This window comes from Flavobacterium sp. Sr18, assembly GCF_011064265.1.
Taxonomy (GTDB): Bacteria; Bacteroidota; Bacteroidia; order Flavobacteriales; family Flavobacteriaceae; genus Flavobacterium; species Flavobacterium petrolei.
Genome location: NZ_CP049329.1, coordinates 1,962,900 through 1,981,601, shown reverse-complemented (window position 1 = coordinate 1,981,601; position 18,702 = coordinate 1,962,900). Strand labels below are relative to the sequence as shown.

Below are 18,702 nucleotides of genomic sequence, written 5' to 3'. Positions count from 1 at the left end.
GAAAAATCGGAAGGATTTCCGCTGTCATCCTTCATGCGGAGTAGCGATAACAATAATTAAGAAATTAAAAGTCTATTTGATAATTTGTAAGATAATTATTAAGGTGTATATTTGAAAGTAATACTCTAAGCAGTAGCGTGTACCCACCCAAAATGAGAGGTATAAGCGCTATTTTTTAGCGGGTATATACATGTTGGGCGACATGGTACCGTGATTCTACTAAAAAATTAAATAAAATAACAAGTTATGGCAAGCAAAAAGGAAGCGTTGGAATTGGTCGAATTCTATGAAGAAAATTATAGAAATCCAAAATTAGAAAGATTTATTATAAGTGGATTATATGATTTAAATCCAGAAAAAGAAGCTCAACTAAATGTTGAAAGTAAATGGCCAAAAGAATGGCTAAATAATGGTAAAGCTGGAGTCTATTTCTTTTTAGATGAAAATCTTGAAGTAGCTTATATCGGAAAATCAAATCATTTTGGCTATAGATTTGGAAGTTATTTTGAATATGATGAGAATAAGAATTGTAAAACTAAACATACGTGGAAAACTAATCCTAGATTTGTCTTGACAGTTGCAGTCCCTGACGAATCGAAATTTGAATGTACAGGACTTGAAGAATTTTTACTTTCGAAAATTGTAACTACTGACAATAAATTATTCAATAATAGAGAATAAAACTACGTCGCCCAACCGCCATTTTGAGCTAGCTGGAATTTAGTGGAATAATCGTTCCACATCAAGTTTTCGTTAAGCCGAAAATTGAGCGGTTACGAACTTCCAGCCATCTCAAAGTGGCATAACGTCATGCACAATCATAAGAAACCTAGAAATGAAAAAAGAAACAAAAGATGACATTGCATATGGTGTTGCAAAAGCAGTTCTTGGTTCTATTCCTGTTGTTGGCGCGACAGCGTCAGAGCTTTTACAATTATTAGTCACTCCTCCATTAGAAAAAAGGAGAAATGAATGGATGATTGAAGTAGGCAAAAAACTAAAACAACTTGAACAGAAAGAAGAACTTGATTTGATTAAATTATCAAATAATGATGTTTTTATAGACGTTGTTTTGCAAACCACACAGTTAGCACTTCGAACAAGCGAAAAAGAGAAAATACAATATTTCAAAAACGTAATTTTGAATAGCGCCGTTGAAGAAAATCCAAACATAACTGAAGTGCAAATCTTTCTGAACTTTATATCGACTTTCACAGTTTGGCACATTAAAATCCTGAAATTATTTGACAATCCCGAAAATTGGTTTAAGAAAAATGGAAAGAGTTTGCCGAATTATATGGCTGCCGGTTTATCAAATGTTTTGGAAGAAGCATATCCTGAATTAAATGGAAAAAGAGAATTGTATGATTTGATTTGGGATGATTTGTCACGAGCAGGTTTACATAAAACTAGCGGTTTACATACCACAATGACAGGCTCAGGTTTAATGACTCCGAGAACAACAACCTTTGGAAAAGAATTTTTAGAATTTATAACTGAAAGTCCAATCGATTAAATGACTGTGCATAACAGCTAATACAACAGATTAGGGCAATTGGCTTGATAGAAAGTTGGTTTTGTATTTGGGATGATTTGGCAAAAAAACACCCACTAGCGCTCGTTTGTCCACATTCTCTGGTGCTCGTTTGCAACGAGTACCTACTTAAATTAAGAAACAAATTATAGCGTTTGCAACGCGGATCGTTAAAACCGGAGTTTCTTTAAAGGAGTATACGACTGTTTTATAGTAGCGTTTCTTAAAATCAATATTTTCAAAAAACATGTCTGAGAATTACAAAGTTATCGATAGTACAGTGCCTACTTTTATTACTATAACAGTTGTAGACTGGGTAGATTTATTTGTACGACCTAATTATTGTACTATTTTAGATGAATCCTTAAATTATTGTATCAAGGAAAAAGGATTGAGTGCTCATGCTTATGTATACATGACTAGTCACATTCATTTAATTGTAACAGCATTTGATGGAGAGTTGCAAAATGTTATTCGGGATTTTAAAAAATTCACATCGAAAAAACTAATAGAAGCCATAAAAGAACATCCTGAAAGCAGGCGAGAATGGCTGTTACGGAAATTTAGTTTTGAATCTCAAAAATCAGGAAGGGCTAAAAATTATAAAGTGTGGCAAGATGGTTTTCATCCGGTTATATTGGATACTTTAGAAAAAATAGAACAGCGTGTAAACTACATACATTATAATCCTGTTGAAGCCGAAATTGTTTTTCATGAAAGAGATTATGTAAACAGTAGTTATAGAAATTATGAAGAAGATAATACTGTTTTTTGTAATGTAAATGTCGAACCTTTATGGTAATCTGTTTACATTAGCCGCGTTGCAAACGCTTTATTTAGTTCACACAAGTAAGTAGGTACTCGTTGCAAACGAGCACCAGAGTACAGAGACACTACAGAACAAAAAAAAGACCTTTAGAAATTTCTAAAGGTCTTTTTTTATAAAAATGTATTTTCTTAGAAACCGTAGTTGACGCCTAAACCAAATACTTCTCTTACCTGAACGGCTTGAATCGAATTGTCATCATAAATGGCCTGTAATGCTACGTTAGCCGACAAGTATTTATTGATTTTCATAATCACATTCATTTGGTAATCAACATCCACGTTTTGAGGATTATCTAAATAATTGGAATATAAATTCAGTCGGTTTTCTACAGATACATTTGTCATGATATTGAATTTGTAGTATGCCGTAATACTGGCTCCAAACTCAAATCGAGTGGAGTCGCCTTGCAATACTCCAAAAGAAGGACCAAATTCAGTAAAATGAGGATGAACAACAACTAGTTTTGCAGTCGCCGGAGAAAAATTGACACTCAAATTATTACTTTTTTTCCACAGCATTCCTGGTCCCAACTGGAAATAGGCCGGAGAGAAAAAATGCGATATTTTATCGTCATTTTTGTCCAGTCCAGTGTCCATTTGAGTCTTGAAATTAAAAAACATCGAATAGTACCATTGACCTTTGGCTTTCTTTCCCCAAAGAGAATTCAGTTCCAGACGATCGTCCGTTTTTGCAGTTTTTTCGTCTCCTTTTATTTTGGTTAAACCGTACGCTAAAATAAATTTGTTATCCCAAACGATATCTTCTTTTTTATAATTGAAGTCATAATTCAGTCCAAAATTCCCCGCAATATTCGAAGTTCCACCGCCCAGCCATTGTTTATTATAAGCCGATTGATTAAAAAGCAGTGAGATGTTTCCTTTTTTGGTCCAATACTTAATCGTGTCTGTTGCCGTTTCTTGTGCAGCAGCAGAAAGCATGGCAAAAAGAAACACTACAGAAAAAGCTATTTTTTTCATGTTTTATATTTTAAATTACACTTTAAACTAGTACTAAACGTAAATATATTATCCCTTTTTAGGTGCTTTGTATAATGGAACGGCAGAACATGCTTCGCCATACATTATACTTCGTGCAAAAGGTTGCAAGTAATGCGCTGCTAATACATAAGCCCGCATCGGAACCGGTTTTCTGGAGCATCCTTTTATAATAACAGGCTTATTTTCATAAACCGAATAATCAATTTTAGGCAATAATTCTTCATAGAGTGAAGCGTCTAAATCTTCCAAAGTTCCATTGATAATTTTCTTCGCAAATGGCGCTAGTTGAATTGCCACCAAAATTGAAGCCCAAGCCGGAACAATAGCATCGGTACTGCAATCAATAGCTACATATTGATCTTGGTATTGTGACCAGTCGTGATTTTTTAATTCCTCTCTAAAGTCTTTTTCTTTCAATAAAAAACCTTCCAAAAGCCATTGCGAAATATCGATTTGCGTACGAATCCCTTTTGGATAATAATCTTCGAGATCGAAAACTTCCAAAACACTATTCGCAACTTTATTTATAATTTCATCTTCCATACCATTTTTTATAGATAGCCTTCAGCCTGCAGTGTGAACAGTTGGGCATATAATTTTTTATTTTCCATTAACTCATTATGCGTTCCTGATTCTAAGATCTTACCTTCTTGTAAGACTAAAATACGGTCTGCCTGTCTCACAGTGCTAAATCTATGAGAGATTATTACACTGGTTTTATCTTTTATTAATCCTATAAATCGTTCAAAAACTTCGCTTTCAGCTTTGGCATCCAGTGCTGATGTGGGCTCGTCTAGAATCATAACCTCAGCGTTTTTCATGTAAGCCCGCGCCAATGCAATTTTTTGCCATTGTCCTCCGGATAGTTCCTGCCCTTTGGCAAATCGTTTTCCTAGTTGTTGATCGTAGCCATACTTTAATTCAGAGACAACTTCGTTGGCCAAACTCAATTCAGCCGCTTTTTGTATTCGTTCGTAATCATTAATTTCATCAATTTTGCCGATGGCGATATTTTCTTTCACTGAAAATTCATACTTGAAAAAATCCTGAAAAAGGACTCCAAAATATTCTTGGTAATTGGCCTTATTATATCTATTTATATTGATGCCGTCAAGCAAAATTTCACCCGATGTTGGCTCGTAAAACCGAAGCAGTAATTTAGTAAGTGTTGTTTTTCCAGCACCATTCTGCCCAACGAATGCTATTTTTTCTCCAGCTTTTATAACAAAACTAATGTCTTTTACTATTTGATTATCAGATTCCGGATAAGCAAAATAGACGTTTTTAAATTCAAATCCGGTTTTGATTTTTTCTGGCAACGGAACCTCCTTTTCATTTTTATATTCGGACGGAATGTCAAGAAAATCAAAATAATCTTTCAGATATAAAGAGCTTTCGGATATCCGAGTAAATTTCGAAAAAAAATCTCGCAGACTACTCATTAAACGATTGAAGCTCCCGGATAAAAAAGTTAATTCACCAAGTGTAATTCCGCCCGAAAGAACTCTGTAAATTATAAAAACATATGCTGCATAATAACTAATTGATCCTAAAACATTAAATAAAAACCCATAACTGGAACGTTTTACAACGAGCGATTTATTTAATTTAAAATAGCGCGTTGCAAGGGTTTCAAATCTTTCGACCAGAAAGCTAGTTAATCCAAAAAGCTTAATTTCCTTTGCCGTTTTATCATTAGCGCCAATAAATCTAAGGTAATCCAATTCCCTTCTTTCGGAAGTCCAGCTTCTAGCCAGCGAATATTGTTGTTGACTGAAACGTACTTCGTTAATAAAAGAAGGAAAAATGCTTAAAATTAATAAGACAATTAAATAAGGTTCAAAATAAATCAATCCTATTACAAGCGAAAAGATAGAAATAGTAGTTTGCGCCTGACCTAAAACATTCGACATTAAATCAACACGACCTGCCGTTTGCGTTCTTGCTCGGTCAAGCTTGTCGTAAAATTCAGAATTTTCCAGCAGACTAATATCGATTTCATTAGTCTTTTTGATAATTTTAATTGAACTATTGATATTGTACTGATCTCCAAGAATTCCATCGGTAAGTGAAATTGCCCGACCTACTAAATCAGATAACACGACGAGTATAAACTCTATTGCTACAGAATGCCATAGCGCAGAATAATCCTTTTCGCCGTGTGTTGTAATTTGGATGATGGCATCAAAAATGAGTTTTCCAACCCATAAAATTGCAACGGGCAACAAAGCCGCAACGATTCTGCAAAAAGCTGATGTCAAGAATAACGTTTTGTTAGTACGCCAAATTTCTTTGAAAAAGCGGGGTATAAAAAAAAGCGAATCAAAAGAAGATTTTAGTCCAATTTTTTGATCGTTTAAAGATTTGGGTTGAGTCCGCGCCATTTTAAAGCATTCCCAATTCTAATTTTGCTTCCTCGCTCATTAAATCTTTACTCCAAGGCGGATCAAAAGTAATTTCTACTTCAGCATCTTTTACATTCTCTAATGATTTTACTTTTTCTTCCACTTCTCTTGGTAAACTTTCTGCAACCGGGCAGTTTGGAGAGGTAAGTGTCATCAGGATTTTCACTTCATAATCTGTATTAACCATCACGTCATAAATCAGTCCTAATTCATATATATCTACAGGGATTTCTGGATCGTAAATAGTCTTTAATATTTTTACTATTGATTCTCCTAATTCTGTGGTGTCTATTTCTTGTGTCATAATTTTGTCTGTTTTTTAAACACATAAGTCATATAAGTTTGTCTTTTCAAAGAAGATATAAGTATGTGTAAATTTTTATTTTAGTTTTTAATATTTTTAAACCATATAAGTCATGTAAGTTTCTTTGTTCAAAGTAAAACATTCATCTAATTTGCTTATATGACTTAGATGTTTAATTTTTTTTAGTCTTCAAGCCGCCTATATAATTCATTCACCATTGTTTTTTGACCTTCGTAGAAAATATTTTTCACATTAAAATTAATCAACAAACCAATTGGCGCATTTAATAAATTCATATAAGTAAGTAATTGTGCTTCATAAATCGGGTTAATTTCACTTACCGATTTTAATTCAACAACAAGAGCATTTTCTATAAATAAATCACATCGTAATTTAGATTCTAACTCATGTCCTTTATATTTTAAAGGGACCAGTAATTCAGAAGAATAATTTATTTTCCGTAATTCTAATTCTTTTTTTAGGCATTGATGATAAACACATTCCAGTAGACCCGGACCTATACTTTTATGAACTTCAATTGCTGCTCCATTAACCTGATACACTAAATCTTTTAGATAACTCCTCGTTATGTTTATAATCATCAGCTTAAGTTGGTAAAGTTAGTGTATGTTAATTTGAATTAAAAAAACTGATATGACTTATATGTTTGAAATCAATTCTGTGCATTGAACGCTAAAGCATACATTTTTATATTTTTTATCATCGATACCAATCCGTTAGCTCGCGTTGGTGATAAATGTTCTTTCAAACCTATTTCGTCAATAAAATTCATGTCGGCTTCGAGAATATCAGATGCTTTTTGATTGGAAAAAGTCCGAATTAATATCGCAATAATTCCTTTGGTCAAAATGGCGTCACTGTCGGCAGTGAAAACAATTTTATCATCCGTTTGTTCCCCCTGCAACCATACTTTTGACTGGCAGCCTTTAATCAGATTGTTTTCGGTTTTGAATTCTTCTTTTATCAAAGGAAGTTTTTTTCCTAATTCGATGATGTATTCATAACGCTCCATCCAGTCGTCAAACATGGAGAACTCATCAACAATTTCCTCTTGTATCTCTTTAATTTTCATACTATGCTGAATTTATTTCAGTTTTATTCTTTAGCTAATGACGTTATTGTATCCACTAATTTCTTGATTTCTTTTGGCGGAAAACCATGATCAAAACTATTCGTTTCATAGGCTTTTTCCTTGAAGGTGATTTTCAAATTCGCGATAGCCGCACCGTCATAAAAACGTTTTTCGGTTGGTGCTTTTAATTTGGATAAACTATCCAATTCCACCTTTTTAAAACAATCCACTAATTCTTTCCAGTCGGCATCCGAAATTTTCGTTGGTACCGGTTTATCATTTCCGTCTCTGTCTTTTGAAACCGTCAGCATCTGATTTTTCACCGTTATTTTTTGATAAAAACCTCTTGTGTTGGCAGTGTATTCAATAACAGCGGTTTCAATATCTTGTGCTTTGGTGCTATCGCAACCGTTGCCCATAAAAATAGTCAGAAATAGTAATGTTAGGATTTTCATATTCAAATATTTATAATTTTTAAGACAACATGGTTTGTGCTCTTTTAATAGCTTCAACCATGATGTCAATTTCTTCTTTGGTGTTATAAAAGGCAAACGATGCTCTTATTGTTCCTGGGATTTTAAAGAAATCCATGATGGGCTGCGCACAATGATGGCCTGTTCTTACTGCTATTCCTAATTTGTCAATTATAGTGCCAATGTCGTAGGGATGAATTCCTTTAATGTTAAACGAAATTACGGAAGTTTTTTCTTTGGCGGTACCAAAAATCTTCAAACCTTCAATTTCCAATAATCGTTTCGTCCCGTGTTCCAATAATTCTTTTTCTTGTTGTTGAATGTTGTCAAAACCAACTTCATTCATATAATCAACGGCAGTTCCCAGAACGATTCCACCAGCAATATTTGGTGTTCCGGCTTCAAATTTATGAGGCAATTCCGCATAAGTAGTTTTCTCGAAAGTCACTTCTTTGATCATTTCACCTCCACCTTGATACGGCGGTAATTTATTTAGCCAAGCTTCTTTTCCATATAAAATTCCAGTTCCTGTAGGACCACATATTTTATGTCCTGAAAAAACATAAAAATCACAATCCAATTCCTGAACATCTGGTTTCAAATGCGGAACAGCTTGCGCTCCGTCAATCAAAATCGCCGCACCAACTTCATGTGCTTTGTCAATCATGTATTTAATTGGATTGACAGTTCCAAGAGCATTCGAAATGTGATTTACGGTAACAACTTTGGTCTTATCCGAAAGTAATTTGTCATACTCTGACATAATCAATTCGCCATTTTCGTTCATTGGAATCACGCGCAAAGTCGCTCCCGTTTTCTCGCACAACATTTGCCAAGGCACAATATTGCTGTGGTGTTCCAATGCCGAAACTAAAACTTCATCACCTGGTTTCAAAATCGAAGCAAATCCATTTGTAACTAAATTGATTCCATGCGTTGTTCCCGAAGTAAAAAGTACCTCATGAGCAAATTTTGCATTGATATGATTTTGAAGTTTACCGCGTGAAATCTCATACGCATCAGTTGCTAACTGACTCAAAGTATGAACGCCACGATGAATATTAGCGTTGATTTCCTGATAATATTTTGAAATCGCATCAATCACCACTTGTGGTTTTTGCGAAGTGGCTCCGTTGTCAAAATAAACCAATGGTTTTCCGTTTACTTTTTGTGAAAGAATAGGGAAGTCGGCTCTAATTTTATTAATGTCTAACATTTTGTCGGCTTGTTTTTTTAATGTTTTTATTGGTCTGAAATAAAGCCAATAGTCAACATTTTTTTAGAGAAACTAATTTGGAATTAGTCTTTCATTATTTAGAATTTTTCTAAATACAAAAGTAGTGAAATTGGAATTAATTTTTAGCAAACACTTGTTAATAAAACTTGATTTTCTCAATTCGGTATCGGTTCAAAAATGTGGTTCTTTTTTATTAAATTGCTTCAAATTAGTTTTCTATGAAAAAATTATTCAAGTTCGTTGGTTTTGCTTCTTTTATCGGAATCTTTTATGTTGGGTTCACTACTTATCCAAAACTGGATTTAATTTCTGGCTTTTCGGCTAAAAGTATCGCTTCGGGACATTTTATTGATAATCGTTCGCAAGAAATGATTGAGAAAGGCGACAATGATATCGACATGATTGATTTGGCCAAAAACAAAATTGAAGATGCCGGAAAGTTTGCTGTGGCTTCGGTTTATGGTTTAAAAGCAAGAAAAGCAATTTACCGCGAAGGTTTGGGAGCGACTTTAATCAATGATGATTTTGATGTGTCAAAACCGTATTTAGTTCCCAAAAGAACAAAGTTGAACAACAATTTACCTTTTCCGTATGGAAATAAGGAACCTAAAGACAGCATTTTTACTAATGTTAATTATACTAAATTGAATGCGGCTGTCGCCAATGCTTTCGATAAAAAAGGAGAATTGAAAAAGAGAACGCGTTCCCTTTTAGTGATTTATAAAGACAAAATTATTGCCGAAAAGTATGATACCGGTTTCGATAAAAACAGTAGAATATTAGGCTGGTCCATGACCAAAAGCATTACCAGCGCTATGTTTGGAATTTTGGAGAAACAAAGGAAATTTGATATTGATGCTCCAGCTCCAATTCCAGAATGGGCAAACGACGAACGAAAATTAATAACCACAAGTGATTTGCTCCACATGAATTCTGGTTTACAGTGGGAGGAGAAATACGATAGAATTTGTGATGCTACCGAAATGCTTTTTCAAGCCGAGGATATGACGCGTTCCCAACTTGAGAAACCGGCGGCATTCAAACCCAACACGAGATGGAATTACTCCTCAGGAACTACGAATTTACTTTCCGGAATTTTGCGAAAACAGTTCAAAACGCATCAGGAATATTTAGATTTTTGGTATTCAGCTTTGATTGATAAAATAGGAATGAATTCTATGGTTATCGAAACCGATATGGCTGGAAATTATGTGGGTTCATCTTACGGTTGGGCAACAACGAGAGATTGGTCAAAATTTGGGTTACTGTATTTACATAACGGCAATTGGAATGGGGAACAAATTTTCAATGAAGGTTGGGCAAAATATACAGCAACACCTACGAATACTTCAGACGGAAGATACGGTGCTCATTTTTGGCTTAATGCTGGTGGCAGGTTTCAAGATGTTCCAAAGGATATGTATTTTTGTAGTGGTTATCAAGGTCAAATGATTTTGATTATTCCGTCACTTGACTTAGTTGTGGTGCGAATGGGTTTAAAAGAATCTCCAGAATTTAATTTTAATGAAATCATGAAGGGGATTATTGGGAGTTTGAAGGCATAAAAATTATGCTGTATTGTAACTCTAGATAGTTTGTCTTTTTTTAATATAAATTAGCATAATTGTCAATAGAATTTATGAGTATACTTAAAATTTTATATATTGGCCGTATAAAAAATATTAACATGAAAAAAATTACCTTATTAGCATTATTTACATTGCTTTTTCCAGTCTTATTAATTACATCTTGCTCTAATGATGATTCTGTTTCTGATGATTCAAAAGAGGTTTCTAGTGAAAGTTATTGGCCCCTGGCAATAAATAACCAATGGGTTTATAATGAAAATGGCACTCCGTCCACTGTAAAAATTACGGGAACTGAAAAATTTGGCGGGAACACTTATTACATAATTACAGAGCCAAATGAATATAATTTGAAAATTTGGGTTGCTAAGAAAGACAATACTTATTTTCTAAAAACAGGAGCTTTAGATATTGTCGAAAGTGGTATTAATATTAAAATGGATAGTTACGAGTTACCGGTATTTAAAGATAACTTAGCAATTAATGGACTATGGAATGGAACTGTTAAGGTAAATGTAAATTATAAAAGTGGTTCACAGTCTGCTTCTTCGCTAATGACTATAAAGTATTCAGGTGTTATTCTAGAGAAAGATGCGAGTGTTACTATTAATGATAAGGTTTATCCTAATGTTATTAAAATGAGTTTGAGACAAGAAGTTAATATTGAAGGGCAAACTACAAGTACTGAATCTTTATATTGGTATGCAAAGGGAATAGGCCCAATAAAATCTATAAACACCGTTGATGGTAGTACTGTAGAAAGTATTTTGGTTAGTTATATTATTAATTAAGTAATTGGTTGTACCATTTTTTAGCCCCGATAGAAATGAAAATCCTTTTGAGGTTTTTACCGAAAAAAGATTGCAATGGATAGCGGGAGTAGCTCCTAAATAAAGTCAACCACAAAGAGCAAAAAATAAAAAGGGCACAAAGTTTAGTAAAAAACCTTGTGCCCTTTGTGCGTAAATCTTTGCGGACTTTGTCTTTAAAAAACTACAAATCAAATCCCAATTTCACCCCTAATTTTGTGGCGATAATTTTGGTGATGCGTTGTTTTAATTCCGGTATTTTGATGTTTTCGATAACAGCATTCGAGAACGCATACATCAATAACGCTTTCGCTTCTTTTTTAGGGATTCCACGTTGTTGCATGTAGAACATTGCGGTTTCGTCTAATTGTCCAACGGTACAACCGTGAGAACATTTTACGTCATCGGCAAAGATCTCCAATTGTGGTTTTGCATTTATTGTCGCTTTGTCGCTTAATAAAATATTGTTGCTTTTTTGGAACGCATTTGTTTTTTGAGCATCTTTTTCCACATAGACTTTTCCGTTGAAAACTCCTGTAGAACGATCAGCATAGATTCCTTTATAATCTTGGAAACTTTCGCAATTTGGAGCCGCATGTTTCACTAATGTATAATGATCTACGTGTTGTTTTTCGCCAATAATCGTGATTCCGTTTAACGTACTTGTCAATCGTTCCCCAAAGTGATAAAAATTCAAGTTGTTTCTCGTCAAGTTTCCTCCAAAAGAGAAGGTGTGAACCGAAACGTGGCTTTCTTTTTGTTGAGAAACGTACGTATTATCTATTAAATTCGCTTCAAGCGTATCGTTTTGAATTTTGTAATAATCAACGATAGCACGTTTTTGAGCAAAAATCTCGGTAACAGAATTCGTTAAAACCGGATTTTCGTTTAAACTTTGATGACGCTCAATAATTTGAACATGAGAATTCTCACCAACAATCACTAAGTTTCTCGGCTGAACCAAAAGAGCTGCTTCATTTCCTGTTGAGAAATACATAATCTCAATAGGTTTGTCGGCCACTTTACTTTTTGGAATGTTGATATACGCACCTTCAATAGCGAAAGCCGTATTCAAGGAAGTCAGACTTTCGTCTTTGTTGGCAATTTGGTTAAAATAAGTATCAATAACCATTTTGTATTTTGGTTTGGTCAATGCCGATGACATCAAGCAAACATCAATTCCTTCGTGTGTGGTTGACGATAAATGCGAACTGAAAACACCATCAATAAACACCACTTTATAGGTGTCTATTTCGTGTAAAAAGTATTTTTTCACATGGTTGAATTCAACTGCATTTTCTTGTTTTGGAAAAACGGTAAAGTCATTTTTTAAGATGGCATTTAGCGAAGTGTATTTCCAAGCTTCGTCTTTTTTGGTCGGGAAACCTTTATTTTCAAAGTTTTTTATGGCGGCAGTTCTCACGTCATGAAGTTCAGAGTGAACATCGACGCGCTCTTCGAAAGCCATAAAAGACGATAGTAATTTTTCTTTTAATTCCATTTTTATATTGTTTAAAGTTTAAGGTTTAAAAGTTTAAAGTTATCTCGAGACAACTTTAAACTTTAAACTTCAAACAAAATTTTAAGCTTCTTGTTCTTGTTTAATCCAGTCGTATCCTTTTTCTTCCAATTCGTGTGCTAGTTCTTTTCCACCGGATTTCACAATTTTTCCGTTGTATAATACGTGAACGAAATCAGGAACGATATAATCCAATAAACGTTGGTAGTGTGTAATTACTACGATGGCGTTTTTGTCGCTTTTTAGTTTGTTAACTCCATTAGCAACAATTCGTAACGCATCAATATCCAATCCAGAATCGGTTTCATCAAGAATAGCCAATTTTGGTTCCAACATTGCCATTTGGAAAATTTCGTTACGTTTTTTCTCTCCACCAGAAAAACCTTCGTTTAGAGAACGAGACAAAAATTTACGGTCAATTTCTAATAATTCTGATTTTTCACGAATCACTTTTAGCATTTCATTTGCAGGCATTTCTTCCTGACCGTTTGCTTTGCGTGTTTCGTTGATGGCAGTTCTCATGAAGTTAGTAACTGAAACTCCCGGAATTTCAACCGGATATTGGAACGAAAGAAAAACACCTTTATGTGCTCTTTCCTCTGGTGCCAATTCCGAAAGGTCTTCTCCGTCTAAAGAGATTTCACCTTCGGTTACTTCGTAGTTTTCGTTTCCTGCAATGATGGACGCAAGGGTACTTTTTCCGGCTCCGTTTGGTCCCATTATCGCATGAATTTCTCCTGCTTTTACCTCAAGGTTGATTCCTTTTAATATTTCTTTGTCACCTATCGAGGCGTGTAAATTTTTTATACTTAACATGTTTTCTTTGTTTAAAGTTTAAAGTTTAAAGTTCTCGTGTTTACTGAAACTTGGTGCCTTTAAAATCTTTCTTGTTTAAATATGATATAAAATTGTTTATTTTTCCACTTAAATTTTCGAAGTCAGTTTTTAAAATTTCAAACTTTTCTTCATTGATATAATTGTAATCCAAAACTCGGTATAATTGCGACCTAGTTTCTCCAGCGGATCCTTTTGCAATAGACAAAAACTGTCTAAATTCTAAATTTCCGTTTCTCTCAAAACCTTCAGCAATATTATCCATTACTGAGCCTGATGATGCTTTTATTTGATCTTTAAATCTGAAATCATTTTTTAAATCTGATTCTACAGAAATAATATGAATTTCTTTTGCCAGTCGTCTAGCCTCTTTCCAAATTTCTAAATCTTCAAACTTAGTTATTGTCGCCATTCATTTTTGTTTAAGGTTTAAAGTTAATCATAAGTTGCTCAACTTTAAACCTTAAACTTTAAACAAATTTTTATCCTACAGATCCCTCAAGAGAAATTTCTAATAATTTTTGTGCTTCTACGGCAAATTCCATTGGCAACTTATTCAAAACATCTTTACTGAAACCGTTTACGATTAAAGCAATAGCTTTTTCAGTAGGAATACCTCGTTGGTTGCAATAGAAAACTTGGTCTTCGCCAATTTTACTTGTCGTAGCCTCATGTTCTATTTTTGCCGATGGATTTTTACTTTCTATGTAAGGGAAAGTATGTGCGCCACAATTGTTCCCCATTAATAACGAGTCACATTGCGAAAAGTTTCTGGCATTGTCTGCATTTGGTGAAATTCGGACTAAACCTCTGTAACTGTTCTGTGATCTTCCGGCAGAAATTCCTTTAGAAATAATGGTCGATTTAGTGTTTTTACCTAAATGAATCATTTTGGTTCCAGTATCGGCTTGTTGAAAATTATTAGTGACAGCAATCGAATAAAATTCTCCTGTTGAATTATCTCCTTTTAATATAACAGAAGGATATTTCCAAGTTATCGCTGAACCTGTTTCCACTTGTGTCCATGAAATTTTTGCGTTTTTCTCGCAGATTCCTCTTTTAGTTACAAAGTTGAAAACGCCACCTTTTCCTTCTTTGTTTCCAGGATACCAGTTTTGTACTGTCGAATATTTGATTTCGGCATCGTCCAAAGCGATTAGTTCCACTACAGCAGCGTGCAATTGATTTTCATCACGACTTGGAGCCGTACAACCTTCTAAATACGAAACATAACTGCCTTCGTCAGCAACTAATAAGGTTCTTTCGAATTGTCCCGTTCCTGCCTGATTGATTCTGAAATAAGTTGAAAGTTCCATTGGGCAACGAACGCCTTTTGGAATATAACAGAACGAACCATCAGAGAAAACTGCCGAATTTAGCGCCGCATAAAAGTTGTCTTTTTGCGGTACAACTGTTCCTAAATATTTACGAACTAATTCTGGATGCTCTTTGATGGCTTCAGAAATACTCATGAAGATAATTCCTTTTTCGCCTAATGTTTTCTTGAATGTAGTCGCTACTGAAACTGAATCGACCACGATATCCATCGCAACATTATTCATCATTTTTTGCTCATCGACAGAGATACCTAACTTTTTGTACATTTCTAAAAGTTCCGGATCTACATCGTCCAATGTTTTATTGGGATCTACCGCTTTTGGCGCTGAATAATAGGAAATCGCCTGAAAATCAGGTTTAGTGTAATGCACATTTGCCCATTCTGGCTCTGTCATTTGCTCCCAAGCACGAAAAGCCTCCAGACGCCAATCGGTCATCCATTGTGGCTCTCCTTTTTTGTGCGAAATAGCGCGAACGATATCTTCATTTAAACCAATAGGAAACGTTTCCGATTCTAATTCGGTGTAAAATCCGTATTCGTATTCTTTAGTTTCGAGTTCGATTTTTAAGTCGTCTTCTGTATATTTGCTCATTCTGATTTAAAGATTTAAAGATTTAAAAATTCAAAAATTGAATATTAAACTTTATTATTGATGTCTAAATATTAAAGAGAGAAACTCTCTCCACAACCACATGTTCTATTGGCATTTGGATTATTGAAAACAAACCCTTTACCATTAATTCCTCCTGAGAATTCTAATATTGTCCCGGCTAAGTACAGAAAAGATTTTTTTTCAACAGCGATAGTGATATCGTTGTCTACAAAAATTTTATCGTCGTCGCTTTTTGTTTTATCAAATTTTAAATCATAAGACAATCCAGAACATCCGCCGCTTTTTACACCCACTCGTACGTAGTCGATTGCAGCGTCAAAACCATCATCTTGCATTAAATCGATGATTTTTTTTCTTGCTGTGTCAGAAACTTTTATCATAGCTTATATTGATTTTGTCTAAATTAAGGACAAAGATAGTGCATAAAAATCTTTTTCCATAATTGATAACATTTTTATAACCAATGTAAAAATAGAAAAAACCTATTTGGAACCCATAAAAGCATTTGAATTACTTAACTTTGATTCCTCTCGAAAAAAACAAGAATCATGAAATTATACCCTATAGAAACTGGAAATTTTAAGTTGGATGGTGGAGCCATGTTTGGCGTGGTGCCAAAAACCATTTGGAACAAAACCAATCCAGCCGATGAAAACAATTTGATTGATATTGCGGCACGCTGTTTATTAATTGAAGATGAGAACCGATTGATTTTGATTGATACCGGAATGGGAAACAAACAATCGGAGAAATTTTTTGGGTATTACTCGCTTTGGGGAACACATTCCATGGATAAATCGTTGGCCAAATATGGTTTTCATCGCGATGATGTTACCGATGTTTTTATGACTCATTTGCATTTTGACCATTGTGGTGGAAGCGTACAATGGAATAAAGAGAAAACAGGATACGAACCGGCTTTTAAAAATGCTAAATTCTGGTCTAATGGAAATCACTGGGAATGGGCAACAAAGCCAAATCCCAGAGAAAAAGCATCGTTTTTATCCGAAAACATTTTGCCGATGCAGGAAAGCGGACAGCTGAATTTCATTCAAAGACCCGAAGGTGATTTTCTCGCAACATCGGAATTGGGTTTTGGCATTTTCTTTGCTGATGGACACACCGAAAAGCAAATGATTCCGCACATTAAATATAAGGACAAAACAATCGTTTTTTGCGCTGATTTATTGGCAACAGCTGGTCATATTCCTATTCCGTATGTAATGGGATACGATACTAGGCCTTTATTAACTATGCCAGAAAAAGAAAAATTCATGAATGCTGCGGCAGATAATAATTATTATTTGTTCTTGGAACACGACGCACACAATGAAATCATAACCGTACAAAAAACCGAAAAGGGAGTTCGCTTAGCAGAAGTTTTCACCTGCGAACAAATCTTAACATAGTGTTAATCATAACGCCTTTTCTAACAAAAAAAATTATTTTAGACAAATATTTCAAATTAACAAAAACATTTTCGATGAATACCATTAAACCTATTTACATTTCTGCTTTTGCACTTTTAGCATTAGTAGGATGTGGCGCTTCAAAACAAGTTTCAAATACTACTAATTCTGGACTGGTTGCCATAAGCGCTCCTTTGAACATCACTAAAAAATCGCCTATTACTGAAAACGATTTAAAGCGTTGGAGTCATTTAGACATTGTATCCGATACAATTCCTGGAATGAGTGTTGATAAGGCTTATGCCGAATTATTAAAAGGTAAAACTGGCGTTTCAGTTATTGTTGGGATTGTAGATTCTGGTGTGGATATTGAGCACGAGGATTTGAAATCGGTGCTTTGGACCAATACGAAAGAAATTGCCGGAAACGGAATTGACGATGACAAAAACGGATTTATCGATGATATTCACGGATGGAATTTTCTTGGAGACAGTACTAAAGAAAACTTGGAATACGAAAGAATCATCAAAGATAAAACTTTAGTTGATGACGCTACATATCAAGCGGCGAAAGCATTAAATGATAAAAAAGTGGCTGATGCGACTGCTGGAAAAACGCGTTCAGAGCAAATGCTAGAAACTATTGCTGCAGGTGATGCTGTTTTAGTCAAACATTTTGGCAAACCTGTTTATACAATCGAAGAGGTAAATGCAATTGTTTCGCAAGAACCGGCAACACAAAAAAGTAAAGCGGCTATGCAACAAATGCTTTCTTATGGATTGCCAATAGCGGAACTAAAAGTTGCTGTTCAAAAACAATTAGAAGAGCAAATTGCCCTTATAAACGGAGACAATCTGAAAACAGATTATCGTAAAGTGGTAGGAGATAATCCAAATGATATTACCGATACTAAATACGGAAACAACAATGTGATGGGACCAGACAAGAACGAAATTCTTCATGGAACGCACGTTGCCGGAATTGTTGCTCAAAGCAGAAACAACGTATTAGGTGGGGATGGTGTTGCTAATAATGTTCAAATCCTTACCGTTCGTGCAGTGCCAGATGGTGATGAGTATGATAAAGATATTGCACTTGGAATTCGTTATGCAGTTGATAATGGTGCCAAAGTAATCAACGGAAGTTTTGGAAAAAGTTTTTCTCCACACAAGCAATGGGTTTATGATGCTATAAAATATGCTGAGAAAAAAGATGTATTTATCGTTCACGCAGCTGGTAATGATGCAAAAGACATTGACTTTGCTGAAAATTTCCCTAACGATTCTGAAGATAAAGTAACTGAGTTTGCTGATAATTTAATCACAATTGGTGCTTTGAATTTTGAATATGGAAATAAAGTTGTGGCTCGTTTTTCTAATATTGGAAAAATTAATGTTGACGTTTTTGCTCCTGGTGTAAAAATCTACGCAACAACTCCAAACAATACTTATAAATATTTACAAGGAACTTCAATGGCTGCGCCAAATGCTGCCGGAGTTGCTGCATTAATCCGTTCGTATTATCCGAAATTATCTGCTCAACAAGTGAAGCATATTTTGATGGATTCAGGAATTGCCATTTCAACAGATGTTATTGTTGGTGGAAAAGCAAATGATACGCGTTCTTTTACTACTCTTTCTAAATCAGGAAAAATAGTAAATGCGTACAACGCTTTACTGATGGCTGAAAAAATGTCTAAATAATATTTAAACAATTCATT

20 protein-coding genes are annotated in these 18,702 nt (G+C 34.6%); 7 read left to right on the top strand and 13 right to left on the bottom strand.

Translation table 11 applies throughout. The features are described 5' to 3' along the window. The first annotated feature begins 246 nt into the window (after nt 1–246). The 3 genes from G7A72_RS08815 to G7A72_RS08805 all read left to right on the top strand — a co-directional run bounded on the left by G7A72_RS08815 (nt 247) and on the right by G7A72_RS08805 (nt 2,336). Complete coding sequence (locus G7A72_RS08815; RefSeq protein ID WP_165152203.1) at nt 247–681, top strand: GIY-YIG nuclease family protein; 435 nt, start codon at nt 247–249, stop codon at nt 679–681. Nucleotides 682–835: 154 nt separating this feature from the next. Beyond that, complete coding sequence (locus G7A72_RS08810) at nt 836–1,516, top strand: hypothetical protein (RefSeq protein WP_165152202.1); 681 nt, start codon at nt 836–838, stop codon at nt 1,514–1,516. 265 nt (nt 1,517–1,781) lie between these two features. Beyond that, complete coding sequence (locus G7A72_RS08805; protein ID WP_165152201.1) at nt 1,782–2,336, top strand: transposase; 555 nt, start codon at nt 1,782–1,784, stop codon at nt 2,334–2,336. Between the two features lie 155 nt (nt 2,337–2,491). Here G7A72_RS08805 and G7A72_RS08800 read toward each other — a convergent pair whose 3' ends face one another. The 8 genes from G7A72_RS08800 to G7A72_RS08765 all read right to left on the bottom strand — a co-directional run bounded on the left by G7A72_RS08800 (nt 2,492) and on the right by G7A72_RS08765 (nt 8,852). Next, a complete protein-coding gene (locus tag G7A72_RS08800; protein WP_165152200.1) occupies nt 2,492–3,340 on the bottom strand; it encodes a DUF3078 domain-containing protein in 849 nt (282 codons plus the stop codon). Nucleotides 3,341–3,388: 48 nt separating this feature from the next. Then, on the bottom strand, nt 3,389–3,904 hold the full coding sequence (locus tag G7A72_RS08795; RefSeq protein WP_165152199.1) for a DUF2480 family protein: 516 nt from the start codon (nt 3,902–3,904) through the stop codon (nt 3,389–3,391). Nucleotides 3,905–3,912: 8 nt separating this feature from the next. Then, nucleotides 3,913–5,745 (bottom strand): ABC transporter ATP-binding protein, encoded by a 1,833-nt coding sequence (locus tag G7A72_RS08790; RefSeq protein ID WP_113636247.1) that lies wholly within the window; start codon nt 5,743–5,745, stop codon nt 3,913–3,915. A gap of 1 nt (nt 5,746) precedes the next feature. Next, nucleotides 5,747–6,070, bottom strand: coding sequence for an SUF system Fe-S cluster assembly protein (locus G7A72_RS08785; protein WP_113636249.1), 324 nt, complete (start codon nt 6,068–6,070; stop codon nt 5,747–5,749). Between the two features lie 182 nt (nt 6,071–6,252). Further along, nucleotides 6,253–6,672 (bottom strand): GxxExxY protein, encoded by a 420-nt coding sequence (locus G7A72_RS08780; protein ID WP_206531503.1) that lies wholly within the window; start codon nt 6,670–6,672, stop codon nt 6,253–6,255. A gap of 71 nt (nt 6,673–6,743) precedes the next feature. Then, on the bottom strand, nt 6,744–7,163 hold the full coding sequence (locus G7A72_RS08775) for a SufE family protein (protein WP_113664801.1): 420 nt from the start codon (nt 7,161–7,163) through the stop codon (nt 6,744–6,746). A 23-nt stretch (nt 7,164–7,186) separates the two neighbouring features. Further along, nucleotides 7,187–7,618: a hypothetical protein gene (locus tag G7A72_RS08770; protein WP_165152198.1), complete on the bottom strand. Its 432-nt coding sequence runs from the start codon at nt 7,616–7,618 to the stop codon at nt 7,187–7,189. Nucleotides 7,619–7,637: 19 nt separating this feature from the next. Further along, on the bottom strand, nt 7,638–8,852 hold the full coding sequence (locus tag G7A72_RS08765; RefSeq protein ID WP_165152197.1) for an aminotransferase class V-fold PLP-dependent enzyme: 1,215 nt from the start codon (nt 8,850–8,852) through the stop codon (nt 7,638–7,640). A 239-nt stretch (nt 8,853–9,091) separates the two neighbouring features. Between G7A72_RS08765 and G7A72_RS08760 the strand changes: the two genes are divergently transcribed. After that, nucleotides 9,092–10,438: a serine hydrolase gene (locus G7A72_RS08760; protein ID WP_165152196.1), complete on the top strand. Its 1,347-nt coding sequence runs from the start codon at nt 9,092–9,094 to the stop codon at nt 10,436–10,438. Between the two features lie 122 nt (nt 10,439–10,560). Continuing rightward, entirely contained in the window at nt 10,561–11,250 is a 690-nt protein-coding gene (locus G7A72_RS08755) for a hypothetical protein (protein WP_165152195.1), read from the top strand. A gap of 202 nt (nt 11,251–11,452) precedes the next feature. On the opposite strand, the gene sufD is transcribed toward G7A72_RS08755, so the two are convergent. The 5 genes from sufD to G7A72_RS08730 form a co-directional block, all read right to left on the bottom strand. Then, a complete protein-coding gene (gene sufD / locus G7A72_RS08750) occupies nt 11,453–12,769 on the bottom strand; it encodes a Fe-S cluster assembly protein SufD (protein ID WP_165152194.1) in 1,317 nt (438 codons plus the stop codon). An 81-nt stretch (nt 12,770–12,850) separates the two neighbouring features. Beyond that, a complete protein-coding gene (gene sufC, locus G7A72_RS08745; RefSeq protein WP_099714056.1) occupies nt 12,851–13,603 on the bottom strand; it encodes a Fe-S cluster assembly ATPase SufC in 753 nt (250 codons plus the stop codon). A gap of 40 nt (nt 13,604–13,643) precedes the next feature. Then, nucleotides 13,644–14,033 (bottom strand): four helix bundle protein, encoded by a 390-nt coding sequence (locus G7A72_RS08740; protein WP_165152193.1) that lies wholly within the window; start codon nt 14,031–14,033, stop codon nt 13,644–13,646. Nucleotides 14,034–14,103: 70 nt separating this feature from the next. Then, entirely contained in the window at nt 14,104–15,552 is a 1,449-nt protein-coding gene (sufB, locus tag G7A72_RS08735; RefSeq protein WP_113664807.1) for a Fe-S cluster assembly protein SufB, read from the bottom strand. A 71-nt stretch (nt 15,553–15,623) separates the two neighbouring features. Further along, nucleotides 15,624–15,953, bottom strand: a complete 330-nt coding sequence (locus tag G7A72_RS08730) for an iron-sulfur cluster assembly accessory protein (protein WP_113636269.1) — start codon at nt 15,951–15,953, stop codon at nt 15,624–15,626. 168 nt (nt 15,954–16,121) lie between these two features. Between G7A72_RS08730 and G7A72_RS08725 the strand changes: the two genes are divergently transcribed. Together G7A72_RS08725 and G7A72_RS08720 are read left to right on the top strand one after the other, a co-directional pair. Then, nucleotides 16,122–16,982: an MBL fold metallo-hydrolase gene (locus G7A72_RS08725; RefSeq protein WP_165152192.1), complete on the top strand. Its 861-nt coding sequence runs from the start codon at nt 16,122–16,124 to the stop codon at nt 16,980–16,982. A gap of 74 nt (nt 16,983–17,056) precedes the next feature. Continuing rightward, a complete protein-coding gene (locus G7A72_RS08720) occupies nt 17,057–18,685 on the top strand; it encodes a S8 family peptidase (RefSeq protein WP_165152191.1) in 1,629 nt (542 codons plus the stop codon). Nucleotides 18,686–18,702 lie beyond the last annotated feature (17 nt).